Origin of the sequence: Marinobacter confluentis (genome assembly GCF_004785685.1) — a bacterium.
GTDB classification, from domain to species: domain Bacteria; phylum Pseudomonadota; class Gammaproteobacteria; order Pseudomonadales; family Oleiphilaceae; genus Marinobacter; species Marinobacter confluentis.
Map to the genome: position 1 here is coordinate 213,141 of NZ_SRPF01000001.1, position 18,391 is coordinate 231,531.

18 protein-coding genes and 3 tRNA genes are annotated in these 18,391 nt (G+C 58.1%); 12 read left to right on the forward strand and 9 right to left on the reverse strand.

Going from position 1 to position 18,391, the window contains the following annotated elements:
- Positions 1 to 127: 127 nt before the first annotated feature.
- Both recA and E5Q11_RS01020 read left to right on the forward strand, forming a co-directional pair.
- Positions 128 to 1,183, forward strand: a complete 1,056-nt coding sequence (recA, locus tag E5Q11_RS01015) for a recombinase RecA (RefSeq protein WP_135801551.1) — start codon at positions 128 to 130, stop codon at positions 1,181 to 1,183.
- A complete protein-coding gene (locus E5Q11_RS01020; RefSeq protein ID WP_135801552.1) occupies positions 1,137 to 1,640 on the forward strand; it encodes a flavodoxin family protein in 504 nt (167 codons plus the stop codon). Before recA ends, E5Q11_RS01020 begins: the two co-directional genes overlap by 47 nt.
- Before the next feature lie 9 nt (positions 1,641 to 1,649).
- On the opposite strand, the gene E5Q11_RS01025 is transcribed toward E5Q11_RS01020, so the two are convergent.
- From E5Q11_RS01025 to E5Q11_RS01035, 3 genes are all read right to left on the reverse strand, one after another.
- Positions 1,650 to 2,327, reverse strand: coding sequence for a DJ-1/PfpI family protein (locus E5Q11_RS01025; protein WP_135801553.1), 678 nt, complete (start codon positions 2,325 to 2,327; stop codon positions 1,650 to 1,652).
- 69 nt (positions 2,328 to 2,396) lie between these two features.
- Positions 2,397 to 2,771 (reverse strand): PilZ domain-containing protein, encoded by a 375-nt coding sequence (locus E5Q11_RS01030; protein ID WP_225314985.1) that lies wholly within the window; start codon positions 2,769 to 2,771, stop codon positions 2,397 to 2,399.
- Between the two features lie 157 nt (positions 2,772 to 2,928).
- Positions 2,929 to 3,213 carry a hypothetical protein gene (locus tag E5Q11_RS01035; RefSeq protein ID WP_135801555.1) on the reverse strand — a complete coding sequence of 95 codons (285 nt, stop codon included), beginning with the start codon at positions 3,211 to 3,213 and terminating at the stop codon, positions 2,929 to 2,931.
- A 166-nt stretch (positions 3,214 to 3,379) separates the two neighbouring features.
- Here E5Q11_RS01035 and E5Q11_RS01040 point away from each other — a divergent pair, with 166 nt between their 5' ends.
- From E5Q11_RS01040 to E5Q11_RS01050, 3 genes are read left to right on the forward strand one after another with little or no spacing between them, the layout of a single operon-like run.
- The gene (locus E5Q11_RS01040) at positions 3,380 to 5,788 is read left to right on the forward strand and encodes a Lon protease family protein (protein WP_135801556.1); all 2,409 of its coding nucleotides are present in this window, start codon (positions 3,380 to 3,382) and stop codon (positions 5,786 to 5,788) included.
- Positions 5,789 to 5,805: 17 nt separating this feature from the next.
- Positions 5,806 to 6,432, forward strand: a complete 627-nt coding sequence (gene fixJ, locus E5Q11_RS01045; RefSeq protein WP_135801557.1) for a response regulator FixJ — start codon at positions 5,806 to 5,808, stop codon at positions 6,430 to 6,432.
- A gap of 45 nt (positions 6,433 to 6,477) precedes the next feature.
- Positions 6,478 to 8,061, forward strand: a complete 1,584-nt coding sequence (locus E5Q11_RS01050; RefSeq protein ID WP_135801558.1) for an ATP-binding response regulator — start codon at positions 6,478 to 6,480, stop codon at positions 8,059 to 8,061.
- 10 nt (positions 8,062 to 8,071) lie between these two features.
- Here the strand turns inward: E5Q11_RS01050 and E5Q11_RS01055 are convergent, their stop codons facing one another.
- Entirely contained in the window at positions 8,072 to 8,947 is an 876-nt protein-coding gene (locus E5Q11_RS01055) for a MaoC/PaaZ C-terminal domain-containing protein (protein ID WP_135801559.1), read from the reverse strand.
- A 134-nt stretch (positions 8,948 to 9,081) separates the two neighbouring features.
- Between E5Q11_RS01055 and E5Q11_RS01060 the strand changes: the two genes are divergently transcribed.
- The 3 genes from E5Q11_RS01060 to E5Q11_RS01070 all read left to right on the forward strand — a co-directional run bounded on the left by E5Q11_RS01060 (position 9,082) and on the right by E5Q11_RS01070 (position 10,416).
- Entirely contained in the window at positions 9,082 to 10,113 is a 1,032-nt protein-coding gene (locus E5Q11_RS01060; RefSeq protein WP_135801560.1) for an AraC family transcriptional regulator, read from the forward strand.
- Positions 10,114 to 10,236: 123 nt separating this feature from the next.
- A tRNA-Asp gene (locus E5Q11_RS01065) sits at positions 10,237 to 10,313 on the forward strand.
- A 27-nt stretch (positions 10,314 to 10,340) separates the two neighbouring features.
- Positions 10,341 to 10,416: transfer RNA gene (locus tag E5Q11_RS01070), tRNA-Val, on the forward strand.
- An 11-nt stretch (positions 10,417 to 10,427) separates the two neighbouring features.
- On the opposite strand, the gene E5Q11_RS01075 is transcribed toward E5Q11_RS01070, so the two are convergent.
- Positions 10,428 to 11,834: a 3-oxoacyl-ACP reductase gene (locus E5Q11_RS01075; RefSeq protein ID WP_135801561.1), complete on the reverse strand. Its 1,407-nt coding sequence runs from the start codon at positions 11,832 to 11,834 to the stop codon at positions 10,428 to 10,430.
- 57 nt (positions 11,835 to 11,891) lie between these two features.
- Here E5Q11_RS01075 and E5Q11_RS01080 point away from each other — a divergent pair, with 57 nt between their 5' ends.
- The 3 genes from E5Q11_RS01080 to E5Q11_RS01090 all read left to right on the forward strand — a co-directional run bounded on the left by E5Q11_RS01080 (position 11,892) and on the right by E5Q11_RS01090 (position 15,289).
- The gene (locus tag E5Q11_RS01080; protein ID WP_135801562.1) at positions 11,892 to 13,289 is read left to right on the forward strand and encodes an acetyl-CoA C-acetyltransferase; all 1,398 of its coding nucleotides are present in this window, start codon (positions 11,892 to 11,894) and stop codon (positions 13,287 to 13,289) included.
- A gap of 118 nt (positions 13,290 to 13,407) precedes the next feature.
- Positions 13,408 to 13,484: transfer RNA gene (locus E5Q11_RS01085), tRNA-Met, on the forward strand.
- An 86-nt stretch (positions 13,485 to 13,570) separates the two neighbouring features.
- Positions 13,571 to 15,289: a protein adenylyltransferase SelO gene (locus E5Q11_RS01090; protein WP_135801563.1), complete on the forward strand. Its 1,719-nt coding sequence runs from the start codon at positions 13,571 to 13,573 to the stop codon at positions 15,287 to 15,289.
- Here the strand turns inward: E5Q11_RS01090 and E5Q11_RS01095 are convergent.
- Positions 15,271 to 16,359 (reverse strand): sensor domain-containing diguanylate cyclase, encoded by a 1,089-nt coding sequence (locus E5Q11_RS01095; protein ID WP_135801564.1) that lies wholly within the window; start codon positions 16,357 to 16,359, stop codon positions 15,271 to 15,273. The genes E5Q11_RS01090 and E5Q11_RS01095 overlap by 19 nt on opposite strands.
- A gap of 94 nt (positions 16,360 to 16,453) precedes the next feature.
- Here E5Q11_RS01095 and E5Q11_RS01100 point away from each other — a divergent pair, with 94 nt between their 5' ends.
- On the forward strand, positions 16,454 to 16,666 hold the full coding sequence (locus E5Q11_RS01100; RefSeq protein ID WP_135801565.1) for a penicillin-binding protein: 213 nt from the start codon (positions 16,454 to 16,456) through the stop codon (positions 16,664 to 16,666).
- Positions 16,667 to 16,800: 134 nt separating this feature from the next.
- On the opposite strand, the gene E5Q11_RS01105 is transcribed toward E5Q11_RS01100, so the two are convergent.
- From E5Q11_RS01105 to E5Q11_RS01115, 3 genes are read right to left on the reverse strand one after another with little or no spacing between them, the layout of a single operon-like run.
- Complete coding sequence (locus E5Q11_RS01105; protein ID WP_135801566.1) at positions 16,801 to 17,733, reverse strand: 5'-nucleotidase; 933 nt, start codon at positions 17,731 to 17,733, stop codon at positions 16,801 to 16,803.
- Positions 17,734 to 17,743: 10 nt separating this feature from the next.
- Entirely contained in the window at positions 17,744 to 18,145 is a 402-nt protein-coding gene (locus E5Q11_RS01110) for a type II toxin-antitoxin system VapC family toxin (RefSeq protein ID WP_135801567.1), read from the reverse strand.
- Entirely contained in the window at positions 18,142 to 18,378 is a 237-nt protein-coding gene (locus tag E5Q11_RS01115) for a type II toxin-antitoxin system Phd/YefM family antitoxin (protein WP_135801568.1), read from the reverse strand. Before E5Q11_RS01115 ends, E5Q11_RS01110 begins: the two co-directional genes overlap by 4 nt.
- Positions 18,379 to 18,391: the final 13 nt, after the last annotated feature.

Sequence of the window (18,391 nt, forward strand, 5' to 3'; positions counted from 1 at the left end):
GGTCTTACGATCCGCTTGTGTTTTAATACTGTTCAAATATACAGGAAACTGATTTTTCACGTTTCCTGCTGACATACTCAGCCGCGAATGAAAACAGCGGCGATACCGGTGACAGAGGCGTGAAATAATGGAAGATAACCGCAAAAAAGCATTGGGCGCAGCGCTCAGCCAGATTGAACGTCAGTTCGGCAAAGGCGCCGTGATGAAAATGGGCGACCAGCCCCGTGAAGCCGTTCCGGCGGTATCCACCGGCTCACTCGGCCTGGACGTTGCACTCGGCATTGGCGGCCTTCCTTACGGGCGTATCTGTGAAATCTACGGCCCGGAAAGCTCCGGTAAAACAACGCTGACACTTCAGGTAATCGCCGAAGCCCAGAAAGCGGGTAAAACCTGCGCGTTCGTCGACGCTGAACATGCTCTTGATCCTGTTTACGCGGAAAAGCTGGGCGTTGATGTGGACGAACTGCTGGTGTCCCAGCCGGACACTGGCGAGCAGGCCCTGGAAATCTGCGACATGCTGGTCCGCTCCAACGCCGTTGACGTCATCATCGTCGACTCGGTAGCGGCACTGACACCGAAGGCGGAAATCGAAGGTGAAATGGGCGACAGCCACGTTGGCCTGCAGGCCCGCCTGATGTCCCAGGCCCTGCGCAAGCTGACCGGTAACGTCAAACACGCCAACTGCCTGCTGGTGTTTATCAACCAGATCCGGATGAAAATCGGTGTGATGTTCGGTTCGCCGGAAACCACCACCGGCGGTAACGCCCTGAAATTCTACTGTTCCGTGCGTCTGGACATCCGTCGCATTGGCGCGGTGAAAGACGGCGACGAAGTGATTGGCAACGAAACCCGTGTGAAAGTGGTCAAGAACAAGGTGGCCCCGCCGTTCAAGCAGGCCGAGTTCCAGATCATGTACGGCAAAGGCATCTACCACATGGCTGAAGTGGTCGATATGGGCGTGAAGGAAGGCTTTGTGGACAAGTCTGGCGCCTGGTACGCCTACAAGGGCGACAAGATCGGCCAGGGCAAGGCCAATGCCTGCAAGTTCCTGGAAGAGAACCCGGACATTGCCAACGAAATTGAAACCGCTGTGCGCGATAAGCTGATGCCCAAACCTGCCAAGAAAGAGACGGCAGATGAAAAAGCGGCCAAGGCAGAAGAAGCGAACGGTGAGCTTCTCTAAGAAACTACTGATCGTTGCCCATGCGCCCTCTGCCAACACCCTCAGACTCCGTGAGGCGGTTGAAAGGGGGGCATGTCACCAAGACATCGAGAACGTTCAGGTAAAAGTGCTGGCCCCGCTGGATGCGGGGCCGGACGATGTGCTTGATTGTGATGCAATCATTCTGGGCACCACTGAAAACCTGGGTTACATGAGCGGCGCATTGAAGGACTTCTTTGACCGCACTTACTACCCCGTTCTGGAAAAAACCCAGGGCCTTCCTTTCAGCTTCTATATCCGGGCCGGCCACGACGGCACCGGAACCCACCGGGCTATTGAATCCATCACCACCGGTCTACGTTGGCGCCTGGTTCAGGAACCGCTGCTGTGTCGCGGCGAGTATCGGGATGAATTCGAAAGCCAGTGCGAGGAGCTTGGCCTGTATCTGGCCGCCGGGCTCGATGCCGGACTGTTCTGAATCCCGCCCTCAGGATTTCTCCTTGCGCTCTGACAGCGCAGCCAACACTCTGGCCAGAGCCTTATCGTAGAAGGGTTGAACTTCCTCCAGCACCGCCGGCTCTGAGCGGCTCGGGTGCCCACCGGCAAACGGCGGTCCGGGGTTGTATTCCATTCTCAACTGGATGGATTTCGCCAGTTTTTCTCCCCAGATCTGGGCAATCACCGCAAGGCTGAAATCGATGCCGGAGGTGACGCCGCCTGCAGTAATAAGGTTGCCATCGGTGACAATTCTTCCAGGTGTAAAAGTAGCGCCGCAGGCCGCCAGCGCACCGGTATAGCCCCAGTGGGTGGTGGCTTTCTTGCCTTTCAGGCGGCCAGCCGCTCCGAGGATGAAGGCGCCGGTGCAGACGGAGGTAAGGTATTGCGCGCTGTCGCATTGATGGCTGACGAAGGCAATCAGCGCCTGGTTATTGATTGCCTCGAACACGCCCGGGCCGCCAGGAATACAGATCAGATCAGCCTGCGGGCAATTCTCAAAATCGTAACCCGGCACAACGCCGAAGCCCGAGTCAGTCTGAATCGTGTCGCTGGATTCAGCCACCACGCAGGTTTTGGCATCCGGCACATAGGCAAACATCTGGGCCGGGCCGGTAAAATCCAGTTGGGTAACACCCGGGAAAACCGGAATCACGATATTGAAGGCCATGGTTCGACAGGCTCCGCTGTTGAAAGAGGTCCTTATTATAGAACCGGTTTTAAGAGCTGCGCTAACCCATCAGCCTGCGTAGCGGTTATAGAAACCTTCAATGCGGGAGAGCGCGTTATCCACGGTTCGTGAATAACCTTTCTTGTCAAAACAGTAGCTGAACTGGATGCTCACACGAAAACCGGTCTGAAAGGGTTGGCAGGTAACCACCCGGGCAGCTACACGGGATTCGCGGATGTATTTGCCATCAAAGTTGAGGTAAAGGCGTGCACCCGGTTCAATGGGGCGGGGGCTCAGCACGGCCATGCCGTAGCGGTTCATGTCCAGGCAGGTGACCGCCGTAGCGTTTTTCCCACGGCCAAAGAAACCACGTTCCTGCAGCTCTACCTTCAGGCAGTTCGCAGCGTAGCGGTCCTTGATACGGCGGTCCGGGGAAGCACTCATAATTCGTCGGCGTCTGTCCTTTGTTGAACGAAGCGATGAATGTCGCGTAGCCCCAACATCCGGTCGGGACAGAAGAGTCTAGTGGGCAAATAACTGGCTGAAAAATAACCATGCTCAATTTTGTGATTGAGTTCTCGCTTGAGCCATGGTTGAAGCGTCAGGCTCGGGTGCTGATCATCCGGCCCCTGCGATCCTCAAGGGACACCGGCTGCCGGGTGTGCGGGTGCAGCAAAGCGGTGCTGCGACGGCCGCTTTTCCTGCGCCTGCAGGGGCCCTTGAACTCCTGTTGTGCCCGCCGGCGATCTGGCTGCAGCCGCCTGTCATTCAGGGGTTTGCGTGGCGGCGCTGAGGATCCTTCCATCGCAGGTGTGCGCTGGGTTCCCTGTTTGCGGATAGTCTCAAGCACGTTCAGTCCGTGGGGCTGATTGCGATAGATGTCCATATTTTCCTGATTCCGCGGTCGACTTGAGATTGAGTTAAGAACGACTTGTTGGTTTTTTAACGGCATTAAACCCGAAATCTTTAGTACCGGGCGCGACAGCGCGAGCCCCAGATTCTACAATGACCGGCCATTAATCGTTGGTTTTCCATCGCTACAGGACCCAATCTTGAAGTCACTGCCTCTGAACCAGTTATATAAAGTCTGTGTGTTAAAGGACTTGCCGTTCAAAACCACCCGCCAGCTCAAGCCTCTTGCTGAAATCGTCGGCCAGAACCGGGCGCAATCAGCGGTGCGTTTTGCGCTTGCCATGCCCCACGGTGGTTACAACGTCTACGCGGTGGGTCGCCCCGGCCTGGGCAAACGAACCATGATGCTGCGTTACCTTGAGCACCATGTGGATGCCGACCATCAGACCCATGACTGGTGCTACGTTGCCAATTTTGAGGAGCCCCGGGTACCGAAGGTGCTCAAACTGCCCGCTGGCAAAGGCAACGAGCTGAAACAGGACATGGACAAACTGATGGCCCGTCTGATGAAGATGGTGCCGCAGACCTTCGACAGCGACAGCTTTCTGGAACGGGCCGAGCAGCTGAAAAACGGCTTTGCCAAAAAGCAGGAAGACGAACTGGAAAAAATAGCGGACCAGGCCCGACGGAAAAAAGTCAGCCTGAACATCACCACCCCCGGCGGCTATCGGCTGGTGGCGATGAACGGGGATGAGCCCCACACGGCGGAATCATTCCAGGCGCTGACAGAAGCCCAGCGGGATAAATTTGAAAGCGAGATCAACAAGCTCGAGAAGAAGCTGCGCCAGGCCCTGCGCAAGGTCACGGACTGGGAGCAGGAGTACGCGGAAGCCCAGCAGGCGCTGAATGAAGAAACCCTGGAAAGCATCTCTGGCGAGCAGCTTGAAGCGCTGATTGCCAAGTACGCCGATCAGGCTGATGTGGTCAGTTACCTGAAAGCGGTGCGTAGCGACCTGTCGGAAAGCCTCGATATTTTCCTGGAAGAGAACGAAGAGCAGGCGGCCATGGCCTATGCCTCTCTGGACAAGAAAACGCCCCGGCGCTATCTGGTCAATGTGCTGGTGCACCAGAAGACAGACGAAGTGCCCGTGGTTGTCGAAGACAACCCCACCTACCACAACCTGTTCGGCTATGTTGAAAACGTCACCTTCAAAGGCACGGTATTCACGGACTTCTCACTGATCCGCCCGGGCAGTATCCACAGGGCCAACGGCGGCTACCTGTTGATGGACGCCATCAAGGTGCTGGAGCAGCCCTTTGTCTGGGACGGTCTCAAGCGTGCGCTGCGGTCCCGTTCGCTGCAGATCAATTCGCTGGAACGCGAGCTGACCCTGTCTGGCACCATTTCCCTGGAGCCTGAAGAAATCCCGCTGGACGTGAAAATCGTGCTCTTTGGCGACCGGGAAACCTGGATGCTGCTGCAGGAATACGATTCCGAGTTTGCCGAGCTATTCCGGGTGACCGCGGATTTTGAAAACGAAATGATGCGCACCGACGAAAGCCAGCTGCTCTACGCCAAGTTCATTGCCAGCCTGGTGGAAGAAAAGAAGCTGCTGCATTGCAGCAACCGCGCGGTTGCCAGAATCATAGAACACAGCGCCCGCATGGCAGAACATCAGGACCGGTTGTCCCTGCATGCGGCGGATATCGCCAACCTGCTGAGGGAATCCGATTACTGGGCGCGGCAGGGCGGTGCCAACATGATCAGCAACAACCACGTGGACCAGGCGCTTGAAAGCGCCGAATACCGCAGCAGCCGAATTCGCGACCATTTCTACGATGCCATTCGCGATGGCACGACCCTGGTGTCTACTTCCGGCACCTGTGTCGGCCAGGTGAACGGTTTGTCCGTATTATCAACCGGCGGCTATGAATTCGGGCTTTCCAACCGAATCACGGCGACCTGCTATTATGGAGATGGTGGGGTCATGGACATTGAGCGGGACGTCAAGCTTGGCGGCAACCTTCACTCCAAGGGCGTGATGATTCTCAGCTCCTGGCTTTCCGCTCATTTTGCCGTGACCGACCCCATGAATCTGTCAGCCAGCCTGACCATGGAGCAGAACTACGGCGAAGTGGACGGCGACAGTGCGTCTCTGGCTGAGCTGTGTGCCCTGGTGTCGGCGCTTTCAGAGCTGCCGGTTCGTCAGGATCTGGCCCTGACCGGTTCGGTTAACCAGTTTGGTGAGGTTCAGCCCATTGGCGGCGTGAATGAAAAGGTTGAGGGGTTTTTCGCAACCTGTAAGCTAACCGGAGGCCTGACCGGTTCCCAGGGCGTTATTGTCCCTGCCACCAACGTGCAGAACCTGATGCTGAACCAGGAAGTGATTCAGGCGGTGCGCGACGGCAATTTCGCGGTCTACTCAGTGACCCGGGCCGAAGAGGCCATCACGCTGCTGCTGGGCAAACCGGCAGGCAAGGCTGATGATAAGGGCCGCTACCCCAAGCAGAGTGTCTTTGGCATGATTCAGCAAAGGCTGGAAAAAATGCGGGAACACGAGCGGCAGGAACATGCGCGGGATGATTCCAAGGACCCGTCCATACATTGACAGGAGAGGCAAGACCCATGGCGGACAGTCAGCAAACAGTTTACGTGGTGGAAGACGACGAAGCAGTGCGGGACTCCCTGGAGCTGCTGCTGAAATCCGATAGCAAGCCGGTCAAGACCTACGATAACGCCAACGCCTTCCTGAAAGATTACTCGGAAAGCATGTCCGGCTGCATTGTGCTGGATATCCGCATGCCGGGAATGGACGGCATGGAGCTGCAGAAAAAGCTCAACGAGAAACACTCCATCCTGCCGATCATCTTTGTGACTGGCCACGGTGACGTGCCCATGGCCGTAGACGCCATGAAAGAGGGCGCTGTCGACTTTATCCAGAAGCCCTATCGGGAAGAAGCCCTGCTGGAGAAAATCGACGCAGCGCTGGCCCAGGATGTCGAACAACGCAAGACCCTGGGCGAGAAACAGGAAATACTGCGCCGGGTGAAAAGCCTGACCCCGCGGGAACATGAAATCATGGACCGCATGATCGAAGGCCAGGCCAACAAGGTCATCGCGATAGAACTCGAAATCAGCCAGCGAACCGTGGAAATTCACCGGTCCCGGGTGATGCATAAAATGGGCACACACTCGCTTGCCCACCTGGTTCGTATGATTCTGTCCGTAAAGGACCTTATCGACGCGCGCTGAACCCGGCGCCATCATAGGGGAATCTTCGCAACCGGTCCGGCTTTTATGACAGATGCTGTCCATGAGACAACAGACGTAACGGTTCTGCTTGTTGACGACAACCCACAGAACCTGAAAGTGCTTTATGAAACCCTGAAAGACAAGGGTTACCGCCTGCTCATTGCCAATGAGGGCGAAAAAGCGCTGGAACTTGCCCGTCGCCACGCCCCTGAAGTCATCCTGCTGGACATCATGATGCCGGAACTGGACGGCTATCAGGTGTGTGAGCGTTTGAAAGCCGACCCGGTAACCTCAGACTGCGCCGTGGTATTCCTGTCCGCCCTGGACGATGTCGACGCCAAGGTGCGTGGTTTTGCTCTTGGCGGTGCCGATTACATATCCAAACCTTTTCAGGCCCAGGAAGTCATTGCGCGGGTAAAAACCCACGCCCGTGTTATCCGGCTGGAGCGGGAACTGCAGGCCCGTAACCGGCAGTTGGAGAACGACCAGGCGCGAATTCTCAATTCCATCAGCGAGGGCATTTACGGCCTGGATAATGAGGGCCGTATTGTATTTGCCAACCCGGCTGCGGCGACGATCGTGCGGAGCTCTGCGGAAGCGCTGATTGGCCAGAATTTCTTCGAACTGCATTTCGGTACGCCCAGCCAGAACCTGGAGGCGCTGCCGGCCAGGGCGACCTGCTGCCAGGGCCAGCCCGAGAATCAGCGCGGCGTTGAGCTGCTGCGCGCCGACGGCACTCGCTTCCCGGCACAGTACTGCTCCACCCCTAAATGGGACGGCGACGAACTGCACGGTGCCGTGGTGGTGTTCCGCGATATCACCGCCGAGCTTGAGAACGAACAGGCGCTGGAAGAAGCCCGCGACCTGGTGCAGGAACAACGGGACCAGCTGGCCCACGTCTCCAGAATGACCACCATGGGTGAAATGGCCGCCGGTGTTGCCCACGAAGTGAACCAGCCCTTGACCGCCATCACCAATTACGCCCGCGTTGCCAAGCGGGTAATGGCCAAGGACGAACCGGACCTTGCGCTGTTGGCGGAAACTCTGGATAAAATCGAGGCCCAGTCCCATCGCGCCAGTGAAGTTATTCGCCGCATCCGCCGTTTCATGAAAAAGCCCGCTGCCGGCAAAGAAGTACTGTCTTTGGCTGAACTGCTGGAAGAAACCCGGCAGTTTGCCGAAGTGGATATCCGCAATAACGATGGGGGCATTGAAATTACCGTGGCGGACGACGTGGCCGATGTCTGTGCGGACCCGGTTCAGGTGCAGCAGGTGGCATTGAACCTGATTCGCAACGCCCTTGAGGCCACCCGCAGCGCGGATTCGTCAGAGCCTGTGCGGGTCAGTGTCACCATGCAGGGAGAGCAGTATGTGCGGGTTGAGGTAACCGATTCCGGTACTGGGCTGTCTGAAGAAAACGAGGCGAAACTGTTTCTGCCATTCTTCACCACCAAGGACGAAGGTATGGGCATTGGCCTGCCCACCTGCCGCTCGCTGATTCAGGCCCAGGGCGGTGAAATCGGCTTTTTGCGCCCCGAAAGCCGTGGCGCCTGTTTCTACTTTACTCTCCCTGTCGCCCCTCAGAATGCTGAGGTGCAGGCTGAAACCTCGGGATCTTCTGAGGCATAACCAGCCAGGTTCAGGCCTGCCAGTCTAACCGGCCGCTCAGGTGCGGCGCATTGCCTTTGCCATTGAGTAACTGGTAGTCCAGTCCGTCGCCACTGGCCTGCCAGTTCAGCAGCGCATCGCCCGGCAGGAACAGCGGCTTCTTGAAATCGCATTGAATGGTGAAGGCGCCGCCCTGCCAGTCACGCTGCTGCTCCAACAGGCTCAACACCCGGGCTTTGCTCCACATGCCGTGGGCAATCGCGCGGGGAAAACCGAACAGCTTTGCGGTCAGCGGGTACAGATGTATCGGGTTCCGGTCGCCAGAGGCCGCGGCATATTTCCGGCCCGTGGATTCCGGCACCCGGATATCGCAGGTGTTTGCGTAGGTTTCCAGCGGTGGTGGCTTCTTTCTGGTGCCGCCGCTGTCGGGCTTTGGTTGCCGGAACAGGGTGGTGCTGCTTTCCTCCCAGACCAGGCGCCCCGCCGACCGGGCCTCGGTAATCAGATCGAATTCCAGCCCTTTCGAGGTTTGTTCGGCCTCGCCCAGGCGTACATCCAGGTCCAGATTCTCGCCCACACCAATCGGCCGGTGCTGGACAATCCGGTTGCGCAGGTGCACCAGCCCAAGCAAGGGGAAGGGCACACGGGAGTCCGTCAGCACCTTAAGGTGCAAAGGGAAAGCCAGCACATGGGGCCAGGTTGCCGGTATGGCCCTGTGGGGTTCGAACCCGCATACCCTGCGATACCGATCCAGGCCTGCGCCGCCGGTGGTCGCACCAATCAGCTGCGCCGATACGTCCGGCAGGGTGGTGGCGTTCTTCTGTTGCCGATTTTTCGGCAGCAGTGCCTTACCGTACATGGCCAGCAGACCCGGTGCCCGATTATGGTATTTAGTGTTATGAGTCATTTCGTTACGGCTCCTGTTACACCTGTGCGACTTTGGCCTGATATGCTCTAATTAGGCGTGGAACTCGGAACACGGTCTCACAGTTTGGCGAACCCGGCCAGACTGATCCATCAACAATCATAAAGCAGGATGCTATGCAGGAACTTCGCGACGCGGGCGTGATGCTGCGCCTGATCTACCGGGCGATGAAGAAGAAGGGCATCGATACCGACGCTATTTTCGCCCGCCTGGGCGTAGACGAAGCCTATGTGTTCACCGAACAGCTGCGAACCCCCCACAGCGCCCAGCCCTATTTCTGGCAAGTGGTTGAAGACGTCTCCGGGGATGAAGACGTTGGCCTGCACCTTGGCCAGCTGTTACCGGCCTACAACGGCCAGGTACTGGAATACCTGTTTCTGAGCAGCCCCACCTTTGGCGAAGGCCTGCGCCGGGCCCAGAACTATCAGCGCCTGCTCAGCGATGCCGCCAGAACTGACTTTTTCATCGACGGCGATGAGGCCTGTATGGTGCTGGATGCCGCCTCAGACGAAGTCAGCCGCCTGCAGCACTTTAACGAATGTTTTGTGCAGGGGCTGATCACCTTCTTCAAATCGATTACTGACCACCGATTTTATCCGTCACGCATAGAATTCGAGCATGATCGTTCCCGCGGGAAAGACCACGTACAGGCCATTTTTGGCTGCGAGGTGGTGTTTGGTGCGCCAGAGAACCGCCTGTATTTCCCGGCCGGCTTTCTAGACCATCCGTCCCCCCACGCCGAGCCGGAACTGCTGGACCTGCACGAACGCTTTGCCAGCGAACAGGTCGCCCGGCTGGAGAAGAAAGACATCGTAGGGCAGGTGGAGCGCATCGCGGCGGAGCTGCTGGACAGCGGGGAAGTGACCCTGGACGCCGTGGCCGAGCGCCTGGGCATCAAAGCCAGAACCCTGCGAACCCGGCTAACCGAAGCGGAAACCAGTTTCAATCAGGTGCTGGCGGATTTCCGTTATCGCCTGGCGCGCCAGTTACTGGCGACCACCGAAGAGTCCATCGACGAAATTGTGTATCTGACCGGCTTTTCAGAGCCGAGCACTTTCTATCGGGCTTTCAAGCGCTGGTCCGGCATGACACCCGTGGAATACCGCAAAACCGCCCAGGGCAAAGACGCCATGGTTGATGCCATGTAAACATGGCGGGCCGAGCGATTTTTTGATGAAAATCGTTGACATGCCAGGCCGCCTCTTTATAATGCGCCCTCGTTGTCACCGAGCATTCACACCCTTGAATGCGCCCGAGGTGGCGGCCAACGCGGAGCGGTAGTTCAGCTGGTTAGAATACCGGCCTGTCACGCCGGGGGTCGCGGGTTCGAGTCCCGTCCGCTCCGCCATTTTTGATTTCCTTCGATTCAGTTCCCGGGTGGTTAGCTCAGCTGGGAGAGCATCGCCCTTACAAGGCGAGGGTCACTGGTTCGATCCCAGTACCACCCACCATTTTTTCCGTCCTACTTGCCAATCAGCGACTGACCGCAAACGCGAACCACATTGCCGTTCACGCCGTTTGACGCCGGGTTGCAGTACCAGGCAATCGCTTCTGCCACGTCTACCGGCAAACCACCCTGAGACAGACTGTTCATCCGCCGACCGGCCTCGCGAATGGTGAAAGGCATGTCTGCCGTCATCTGGGTCTCGATAAAGCCCGGTGCAACCGCATTGATGGTCACGCCGTTTTTTACCTGCTTCGCCATGGCTTCCACGTAACCAATCACACCGCTTTTCGCCGCTGAATAGTTGGTCTGGCCAAAGTTGCCGGCAATGCCGCTGATAGACGAAATACACACGATGCGGCCATTTTCCTTCAGCAGGTCCTGCTTCATCAGCGCCTCATCAATATGCTCTTCTGCCGTCAGGTTCACGGCAATGGTCATGTCCCAGAAATGCGCCGGCATATTGCCCAGGGTCTTGTCCCGGGTGATGCCTGCGTTGTGAATCACCAGGTCCACCCCATCAAAATGCTGTTTGATGAAATCCGCAATCTGGGTGGGCGCGTTCGGGTCTGTGATGTCGCAGCCCAGCGCCTTGCCACCAAGGGCGTCGGTGACCTTCTGCAGTTCTTCCATGGCCTGGGGAATATCCAGGCCGATCACCGTGGCGCCATCCCGGGTCAGGGTTTCGGCAATGGACGCACCAATACCACGGGAGGCACCGGTCACCAGTGCCACCTTGCCGGACAGCGGCCTGGCCGGGTCGGCTGGCATCACCTCAGCGGTCTTGCCGACCCGCGCAACCTGGCCAGACACATAGGCCGAACGGGCTGACAGGAAAAAGCGCACACTGGAATCCAGTGCCTTCTCGGCGCCATTGGCCTGCCACAACAGGTTGGCGGTGGCGCCCCGTTTACCCACTTCTTTTGCAACGCTGCGCACAAAGCCTTCCAGCGCCTGATGGGCCGCTGCCTTGGCCGGGGCACGGCAGCTTGATGGCTCCTGGCCAATCACCAGCACCCGGCCGTGGGGTGCAAGCTTTTTGATGGTGGGGTGGAAGAAATCGTAAACCGCCCGCAGATCCTCGGTGGTTTTCATGCCGGTGGCGTCGAATACCAGGGCGGCGAAACGCTCTTCAATGTCGGCGTCCAGGGCCAATGGCGATGCCTTGTTGCCCACTTTTGCGGAATCGGTCAGAGTGGTGAGGTTGCTGGCGTGAAATACTTTGGCAGGGCTGGCGCCCAGGGTCTGGCCCAGGTGGCTTACCGCTTTACCACCGGCTGCCGCGCCGACCAGAACATTGCCCTCAACAAAGGGCTGGTCACCGCGCTTCCAGCGTTTCAGTGGCAGGGGCGAGGGCAGGCCCAGGGACTGCGCGGCCGTCTTGCCGAAGGGCGTATTCACGAATCTGAGATAAACATCAGACATAGCCTTTTCCTTTTGCTGAGATACCATCGAATTTACATTGATAGACAGGACGACATCATGGCACAGGCTCCGAAAAGCACCCAAAAGAAAACCACCACCACAGCGGCCAAGACCACCACCAAACGGGCGCCCCGGAAAGCCGCCGGGACCGCACCAAAAGGATCTGCCAAATCAGCGCAGGCACCGGGCGTTCGCCGGGTTGCTATCATCGGTGGCAACCGCCTGCCGTTTGCCCGCTCCAACACCGCCTACAGTAAAGTCAGCAACCAGGAACTGCTGACCTCCAGCCTTCGTGGCCTGGTTGATCGCTACGGCCTGCAGGGCATGAGAATGGGCGAAGTGGTGGCAGGCGCCGTGATCAAACATTCCCGGGACTTCAACCTGACCCGCGAATCGGTACTCAGCAGCGGCCTGGCACCGGAAACCCCGGCCTACGATGTGCAGCAGGCCTGCGGAACCGGCCTGGAAGCCGCCATACTGGTGGCCAACAAGATCGCCCTGGGCCAGATCGAATGCGGGATTGCCGGCGGCACAGACACCACCTCAGACGCGCCCATTGGCGTCAGCGAAGGCCTGCGCCAGATCCTGCTGGACCTGAACCGGGCCAAGAGCGCCGGCGAGCGGCTGAAAATCCTGTCGCGCTTCCGCCCCAAGCACCTGGCGCCGTCCCTCCCGGAAAACGGCGAACCCAGAACCGGCCTGTCCATGGGCGGGCACTGCCAGATCACCGCCAAAGAGTGGAGTATTCCCAGGGACGAACAGGACCAACTGGCCTATGAAAGCCATAAAAAACTGGCTGCCGCCTACGACGAAGGCTTCTTCGACGACCTGATCACCCCACTGGCGGGCCTGAGCAAAGACAACATTCTGCGCCCGGACACCACTCTGGAAAAGCTGGCCACGCTCAAGCCCGTGTTTGACCGCGAGAACGGCACCATGACCGCCGCCAACAGCACCGCGCTGACTGACGGCGCTTCCTGCGTTCTGCTGGCCAGCGAAGAATGGGCCAAGGCCAACAATATGGAAGTGAAGGCCTACCTGACCTTCTCTGAAGTGGCCGCGGTGGATTTTGTCGACAAGAAAGAAGGCCTGCTGATGGCCCCGGCCTATGCCGTACCGAGAATGCTGGAGAAAGCCGGGCTGACGCTGCAGGATTTCGATTTCTACGAAATTCACGAAGCCTTCGCCGCGCAGGTGCTGTCGACACTGAAAGCCTGGGAAGACCCCGCCTTCTGCAAAGACCGTTTGGGCCTGGACCAACCGCTGGGCAGCATCGACCGCAGCAAGATGAACGTCAAAGGCAGTAGCCTGGCCACCGGCCACCCGTTTGCCGCCACCGGCGGTCGTATACTGGCCACCATGGCCAAGATCCTGGAACAAAAAGGCAGTGGCCGCGGTCTAATCTCCATCTGCGCTGCCGGGGGGCAGGGTGTGACGGCCATAGTGGAACGATAGCGGAGGGTAAGTTTCCGGAAAACCGGAAATTTTCCTGAAAGTCCTTTGACAGACACTGCCCGTATCCCTATCATGCGCAGCACGTTGATCGGGTCAGACCCGGCAACAACCAGTTTGATGCGGGGTAGAGCAGTCTGGTAGCTCGTCGGGCTCATAACCCGGAGGTCGTTGGTTCGAATCCAGCCCCCGCTACCATATTTGAGAAAAGGCAGATCAGTTACACTGGTCTGCCTTTTTTGTTTTCCGGCTTCTATTTTTTTGGTAAATCATCCGAGGCAAACATGGACAACCAATCGTTAAAAGCAACCAACGATGAAGTGACCAGCCTCGAAGCGCTGGCACCCCTGGCAGACTACTCGCTGATGGACACCCTGAACTGTGATCCTGATGCGACGGCCGATGGCGTTGATCATTCGCCAAGGCAGGTCTTCACGGGGCAATACGTGCCGGTGAAACCGACGCCCATCGAAGCCCCTGAATACGTGGCTCACAGCCACGGCCTGTTTCGCGAGCTCGGCTTTGCGGATGGTCTGGCCCAGTCCGCCGACTTTATCCGCATGTTTTCCGGCGATCTTTCACAGGTGCCGGCACCGCTTCGCAACGTGGGGTGGGCCTGTGGCTACGCGCTGTCAATCTACGGCACCGAACTCACCCAGCAGTGCCCGTTCCAGACCGGAAACGGCTATGGCGACGGCCGTGCAATGTCGGTGTTTGAAGGGGTGCTCAACGGCCAGCGCTGGGAAATGCAGCTGAAAGGCGGCGGGCCGACTCCCTACTGCCGTGGCGGCGACGGCCGGGCCGTTCTTCGCTCCAGCGTTCGGGAGTTTCTGGCGCAGGAGCACATGCATGCGCTGGGGGTGCCCACGTCACGGTCCCTGAGCCTGTATGTGTCCAAAACCGAAAAGGTGCAGCGACCCTGGTATTCGGAGGGCTCCCGCAGGCAGGATCCGGACCGGATGGTGTCAGAACCGGTGGCCATTTCGACCCGCGTCGCACCCTCGTTCATCCGTGTGGGCCAGCTTGAACTGTTCGCCCGCAGGGCGCGGAAACAGGAACATCCACGTGCCACCGAGGAGCTCCGGCAGCTGGTGCTTCATCTGATTGACCGGGAATACGCCGGGGACATTGACCAGACACTCGAAACGCCCCGCAAAGTGGTGATGCTGGCGCACCAGTTCCGCAGCCGCCTGACCTCGCTGATCGCAAACTGGATTCGCGTTGGCTACTGCCAGGGCAACTTTAACAGCGACAACTGCGCCGCTGGCGGCTACACCCTGGATTACGGCCCCTTTGGGTTCTGCGAAATGTTTGACCCCCACTATCAGCCGTGGACTGGTGGCGGACAACACTTCGCCTTTCTGAATCAGCCGGTGGCGGCGGAGAAAAACTTTGGCAGTTTCATTTCAGCCCTGCAGCCGTTGCTGGCTGATCACCCGAACGAGCTGGCCCGGCTGGAAGAAATTCGAAGAGACTTCCCGAAAGTCATGCACGCGGAAATGGAAAAAATGTGGGCCGCCAAACTGGGGCTTGAGGCCTTTGACGCTGAGCTCTTCAAAGAGCTCATAGCCTTGATGACCCAGACTCCCGTGGATTACACCCTGTTTTTCCGGGCGCTTTCAGACATTCCGGATGACATCGCGCCACTGACAAACAGCTTCTACAGGCCGCTGGCGGAAGCTGGCACCGCTGAATCAGACGGGTTGCTCAAGCGCTGGAAGGAATGGCTGAGCGCCTGGAAGTCACGCATCGGGCCATCAACGGAGGAGGTTTCCCGGCAGATGAAACGGGTCAATCCCAAATACATCATGCGGGAGTGGTTGGTGGTGCCTGCCTATCGGCAAGCGGCTGAGGGTAATTACCGGCCGGTCAGAGAGCTACAGGGCGTACTCAGCCAGCCGTACTCGGAACAGTCTGCAGAGGTTGAGGCGCATTACTACCGGCTGAAGCCGTTGGAACTGTTCAATCTCGGCGGGGTCTCCCACTACAGCTGTTCGTCATAACCCGTCGACCGGGCCCGGGCAGAGGGTGCGCGCTCTGGCTCGGTCCTGCGTTTGCGTTTGTCATCGTAAAGCCGCTGGTCGGCGGCGCGAAGCAGCTTCTCCGGCGAATGTAAGCCTTCCTCGGAACTGGCGGCACCCCAGCTGAAGGTGGCCTGAAGTTGCTTGCCCTTCCAGTCAAAACGCAGATCCTGAAAATGCGCGGTGAAACGCTGGCCGATCCGATGTGCCGATGCCAGATCCTGGTTCGGCAGCAGCACCACAAACTCATCACCGGCAAAGCGGAAGACCGAATCATCCTCCCGCAGTAAAGACTGAAGCTGCTCACCGATAAAGCACAGATAGGCATCGCCGCAATCGTGGCCGTAGGTGTCGTTCACCTGCTTGAAGTCGTCGCAGTCGATAAACAGGATAGACAGCGGAAAGGTGTAACGGCGGGAACGGCTCAACTCCTGGCCCATGGTGTCATCCAGATCCCGGCGGTTGCGCAGACCGGTCAGCGGGTCCCGGGTTGCCAGCTGCCGCAGCTGCTCCCGGGCCCAGACACTGGTCAGCCCGATGGAGGCTTTCACCGCCAGCTGTTCCAGAAAGAAGGATTCCATGCCCGGCTGGTAGCGCTGATCATCCTGGCTACCAAGGCACAGCCCGCCAACCACCCGGTCATCCATAATCAGGGGCAGGGCCGCCATGGAACCGATGTGCTGTCGAATTCCGGGGGGAATCAGCTGGCTGAAGCGCTGGGGCTGGTCAATCAGGGCAGGCATGCGGGTGTTGCCAACCAGCCGCAGAAAATCCACCGTGGGCACCCGGTGAATCATCACCTGTGCGCCCTGTTGGGAAAGCGATGCGCACAGGCGCTGGTTGTTCTCGATGTCCGTCAGCACCAGCCATACACGATCAAGGCCAAAGCGCGTCAGCACCAGGTCCGTCAAATGGTCCAGAAAGGCCGTGCTGTCGCTGAGGTTCATCACCTCAACCTCAATTTCAAACAGGGTACGTGCAATCCGCTCGCTACGGCGGGCGTGATCCATCAGTTCCTGCAGGTCGAGCGAGCGATTGGGCGATGCGGGCATTGGCAACCTTTCGTTTAACGTGCCATCAGGATATCGTCAGTGCGTGCACTATCGTGATTCAATTCAACCACCATTTAATAACGGGAGCTCACGCATGGCCGACGAAGACACTCTCCAGGCGCTGAAAATTGCGTTCACCTTTATGCCGCACCCAATGGAAATCAACCGCTTCGAATACGGTGACGACGCCGATAAGGTCCAGGCCCAGGTGAAATTCGTGCGTGAAATACTGGAACACCACGGCATCGACCCCGAGGAAGTCAGTGGCGATATCAACCCGGATTCCGAGCCTAATTCCTGCTACTGACGTCCGCTCTACGCTGCAATCTGTTCATTAGTAGAGTAGCCAGTCTTCCAGTTTTAGCCAGACGTTACGCAAAACATATCGGGTTCTGAATTACTGCGAACAGGGGCTTCGGCCCCATCGCAACCAATTTCCTGCTATACCTGAACCAGGTTCGACACCCCGAACGGAATATGAACCATCGGAATATCCCCCGCATCCGATTCCAGATGCGACCGCTGGTCATCAAAGAACATGTGCGGCTTGAGCACGTTCAGAATCCGATCCTTCTTCATGCCGCCCAGAAAGAAAACCTCATTCGCGTTCACGCCCCAGTGTTCCAGGGTTGTGATCACCCGCTCATGGGAAGGCGCATTCCGCGCCGTCACGATGGCCGTGCGTAGCACCCGCCGGTAATCCGGATCCTCCGCCAGGGCCTGATCTTCCAGCTTCTGCAGGTGAGACAGCTTCTGGAAAAGATCCGCCAGCGGCCCCGGGCTGTGGGGGATGTGGGAGCGCGATATTTCATGCTCCTGAAAGTCCTTCAGGGACCCGCCCTTGTAAACCTGCTCGGACGCATCGTCCGCAATCACACCGTCAAAATCGAAAGCAATCCGAAGCTCCGGATCGTTCTGATTGTCGATCACCTGGCTGGGTAAAACCGTCCCCGCCGGATGGCCATAGTCGATGGCCTGGGACACATCGGACTCATTGGCAGACAGAAACAGCGACGCATTGAACGCGGGGATATAGGCGTAAGGCGATTTGCCCTCCAGAAACGCCGCACGGGAAATGTCCAGACCGTGGTGGTGGATAGAGTGGAATACCCGCTTGCCGGTGATAGCCGAATTTCTGGAGAGCAGTACCACCTCGACCGGGCACTTCTCCGGGAATTTCTGGTTGATGCTCAGGAAACGGCGCACGAAGGGGAAGGCAACGCCTTTGCCCAGAGGGTTGTGCAGGTTTGCTTCCTGGTATTCCCGGTAGGCCTTCTCTCCCTGCTGGCGGAAAATGCTGTCTGATTCGTCCAGATCGAACAGGGCGCTGGAGGCGACGGCGATGACGAGTTTTTGTTGTATGGGGTAGGGCATGGGGTGGTTGTCACCAGATTGAGCGAACGTGTTTGTACGCCCGAATTCTTTCGTCTGCCGTTACCAGCGGCACGTTGTAGTGCCTGGCCAGAGCGGTAATCATTCGGTCGGCTGGATCTTTGTGGAAGTCGCCTGGCAAACGTGTTGACTCAACGCCTACCATCGCATCAACAGGCACAAACCGGACCCCTTCAATTTCACTGACGGTTTCAAGCCAGTCATCAAGGTTCATTCCGAGAGTGAGTCGGTCACGCCCGACAAGCAGGGCGATCTCCCACGCTGAAATCGCGGATACCAGAATGATTCCGTCCTCATCCTGCTGCTCGTGGTCTATTGCTGTCTTGGCATTCAGAGAAAGTTGACTGTCACCATTCACCCACCAAATGAGGGTGTGCGTATCAAGAACGATCAAGCCAGCGCCTCCCAGTCATCTTCGGCAACCGGCTCGGTCGGATTCTTGAATTCCAGAACGCTCCCACGCAAGCGCTCAAGAGGTGTCCGCTTATCACTCCGGTAGCGTCGAATTTCTACTGTTGGCTGACCGCGATCCGTAACCACCACCGACTCTCCAGAGGTCTCAACCTTTCGGAAATACTCAAGTGCTTTCGCCTTGAATTGGGATTTTGTTATCTGCTGCTGGTTCATACGTACACCATAG

Excerpts from the sequence above, each read along its gene's own strand:
- recA (WP_135801551.1), top strand. The coding sequence starts at position 128 with ATGGAAGATAACCGCAAAAAAGCATTGGGCGCAGCGCTCAGCCAGATT.
- E5Q11_RS01020 (WP_135801552.1), top strand. The coding sequence starts at position 1,137 with ATGAAAAAGCGGCCAAGGCAGAAGAAGCGAACGGTGAGCTTCTCTAAG.
- E5Q11_RS01025 (WP_135801553.1), bottom strand. The coding sequence starts at position 2,327 with ATGGCCTTCAATATCGTGATTCCGGTTTTCCCGGGTGTTACCCAACTG.
- E5Q11_RS01030 (WP_225314985.1), bottom strand. The coding sequence starts at position 2,771 with ATGAGTGCTTCCCCGGACCGCCGTATCAAGGACCGCTACGCTGCGAAC.
- E5Q11_RS01035 (WP_135801555.1), bottom strand. The coding sequence starts at position 3,213 with ATGGACATCTATCGCAATCAGCCCCACGGACTGAACGTGCTTGAGACT.
- fixJ (WP_135801557.1), top strand. The coding sequence starts at position 5,806 with ATGGCGGACAGTCAGCAAACAGTTTACGTGGTGGAAGACGACGAAGCA.
- E5Q11_RS01050 (WP_135801558.1), top strand. The coding sequence starts at position 6,478 with ATGACAGATGCTGTCCATGAGACAACAGACGTAACGGTTCTGCTTGTT.
- E5Q11_RS01055 (WP_135801559.1), bottom strand. The coding sequence starts at position 8,947 with ATGACTCATAACACTAAATACCATAATCGGGCACCGGGTCTGCTGGCC.
- E5Q11_RS01060 (WP_135801560.1), top strand. The coding sequence starts at position 9,082 with ATGCAGGAACTTCGCGACGCGGGCGTGATGCTGCGCCTGATCTACCGG.
- E5Q11_RS01075 (WP_135801561.1), bottom strand. The coding sequence starts at position 11,834 with ATGTCTGATGTTTATCTCAGATTCGTGAATACGCCCTTCGGCAAGACG.
- E5Q11_RS01080 (WP_135801562.1), top strand. The coding sequence starts at position 11,892 with ATGGCACAGGCTCCGAAAAGCACCCAAAAGAAAACCACCACCACAGCG.
- E5Q11_RS01090 (WP_135801563.1), top strand. The coding sequence starts at position 13,571 with ATGGACAACCAATCGTTAAAAGCAACCAACGATGAAGTGACCAGCCTC.
- E5Q11_RS01095 (WP_135801564.1), bottom strand. The coding sequence starts at position 16,359 with ATGCCCGCATCGCCCAATCGCTCGCTCGACCTGCAGGAACTGATGGAT.
- E5Q11_RS01100 (WP_135801565.1), top strand. The coding sequence starts at position 16,454 with ATGGCCGACGAAGACACTCTCCAGGCGCTGAAAATTGCGTTCACCTTT.
- E5Q11_RS01105 (WP_135801566.1), bottom strand. The coding sequence starts at position 17,733 with ATGCCCTACCCCATACAACAAAAACTCGTCATCGCCGTCGCCTCCAGC.
- E5Q11_RS01115 (WP_135801568.1), bottom strand. The coding sequence starts at position 18,378 with ATGAACCAGCAGCAGATAACAAAATCCCAATTCAAGGCGAAAGCACTT.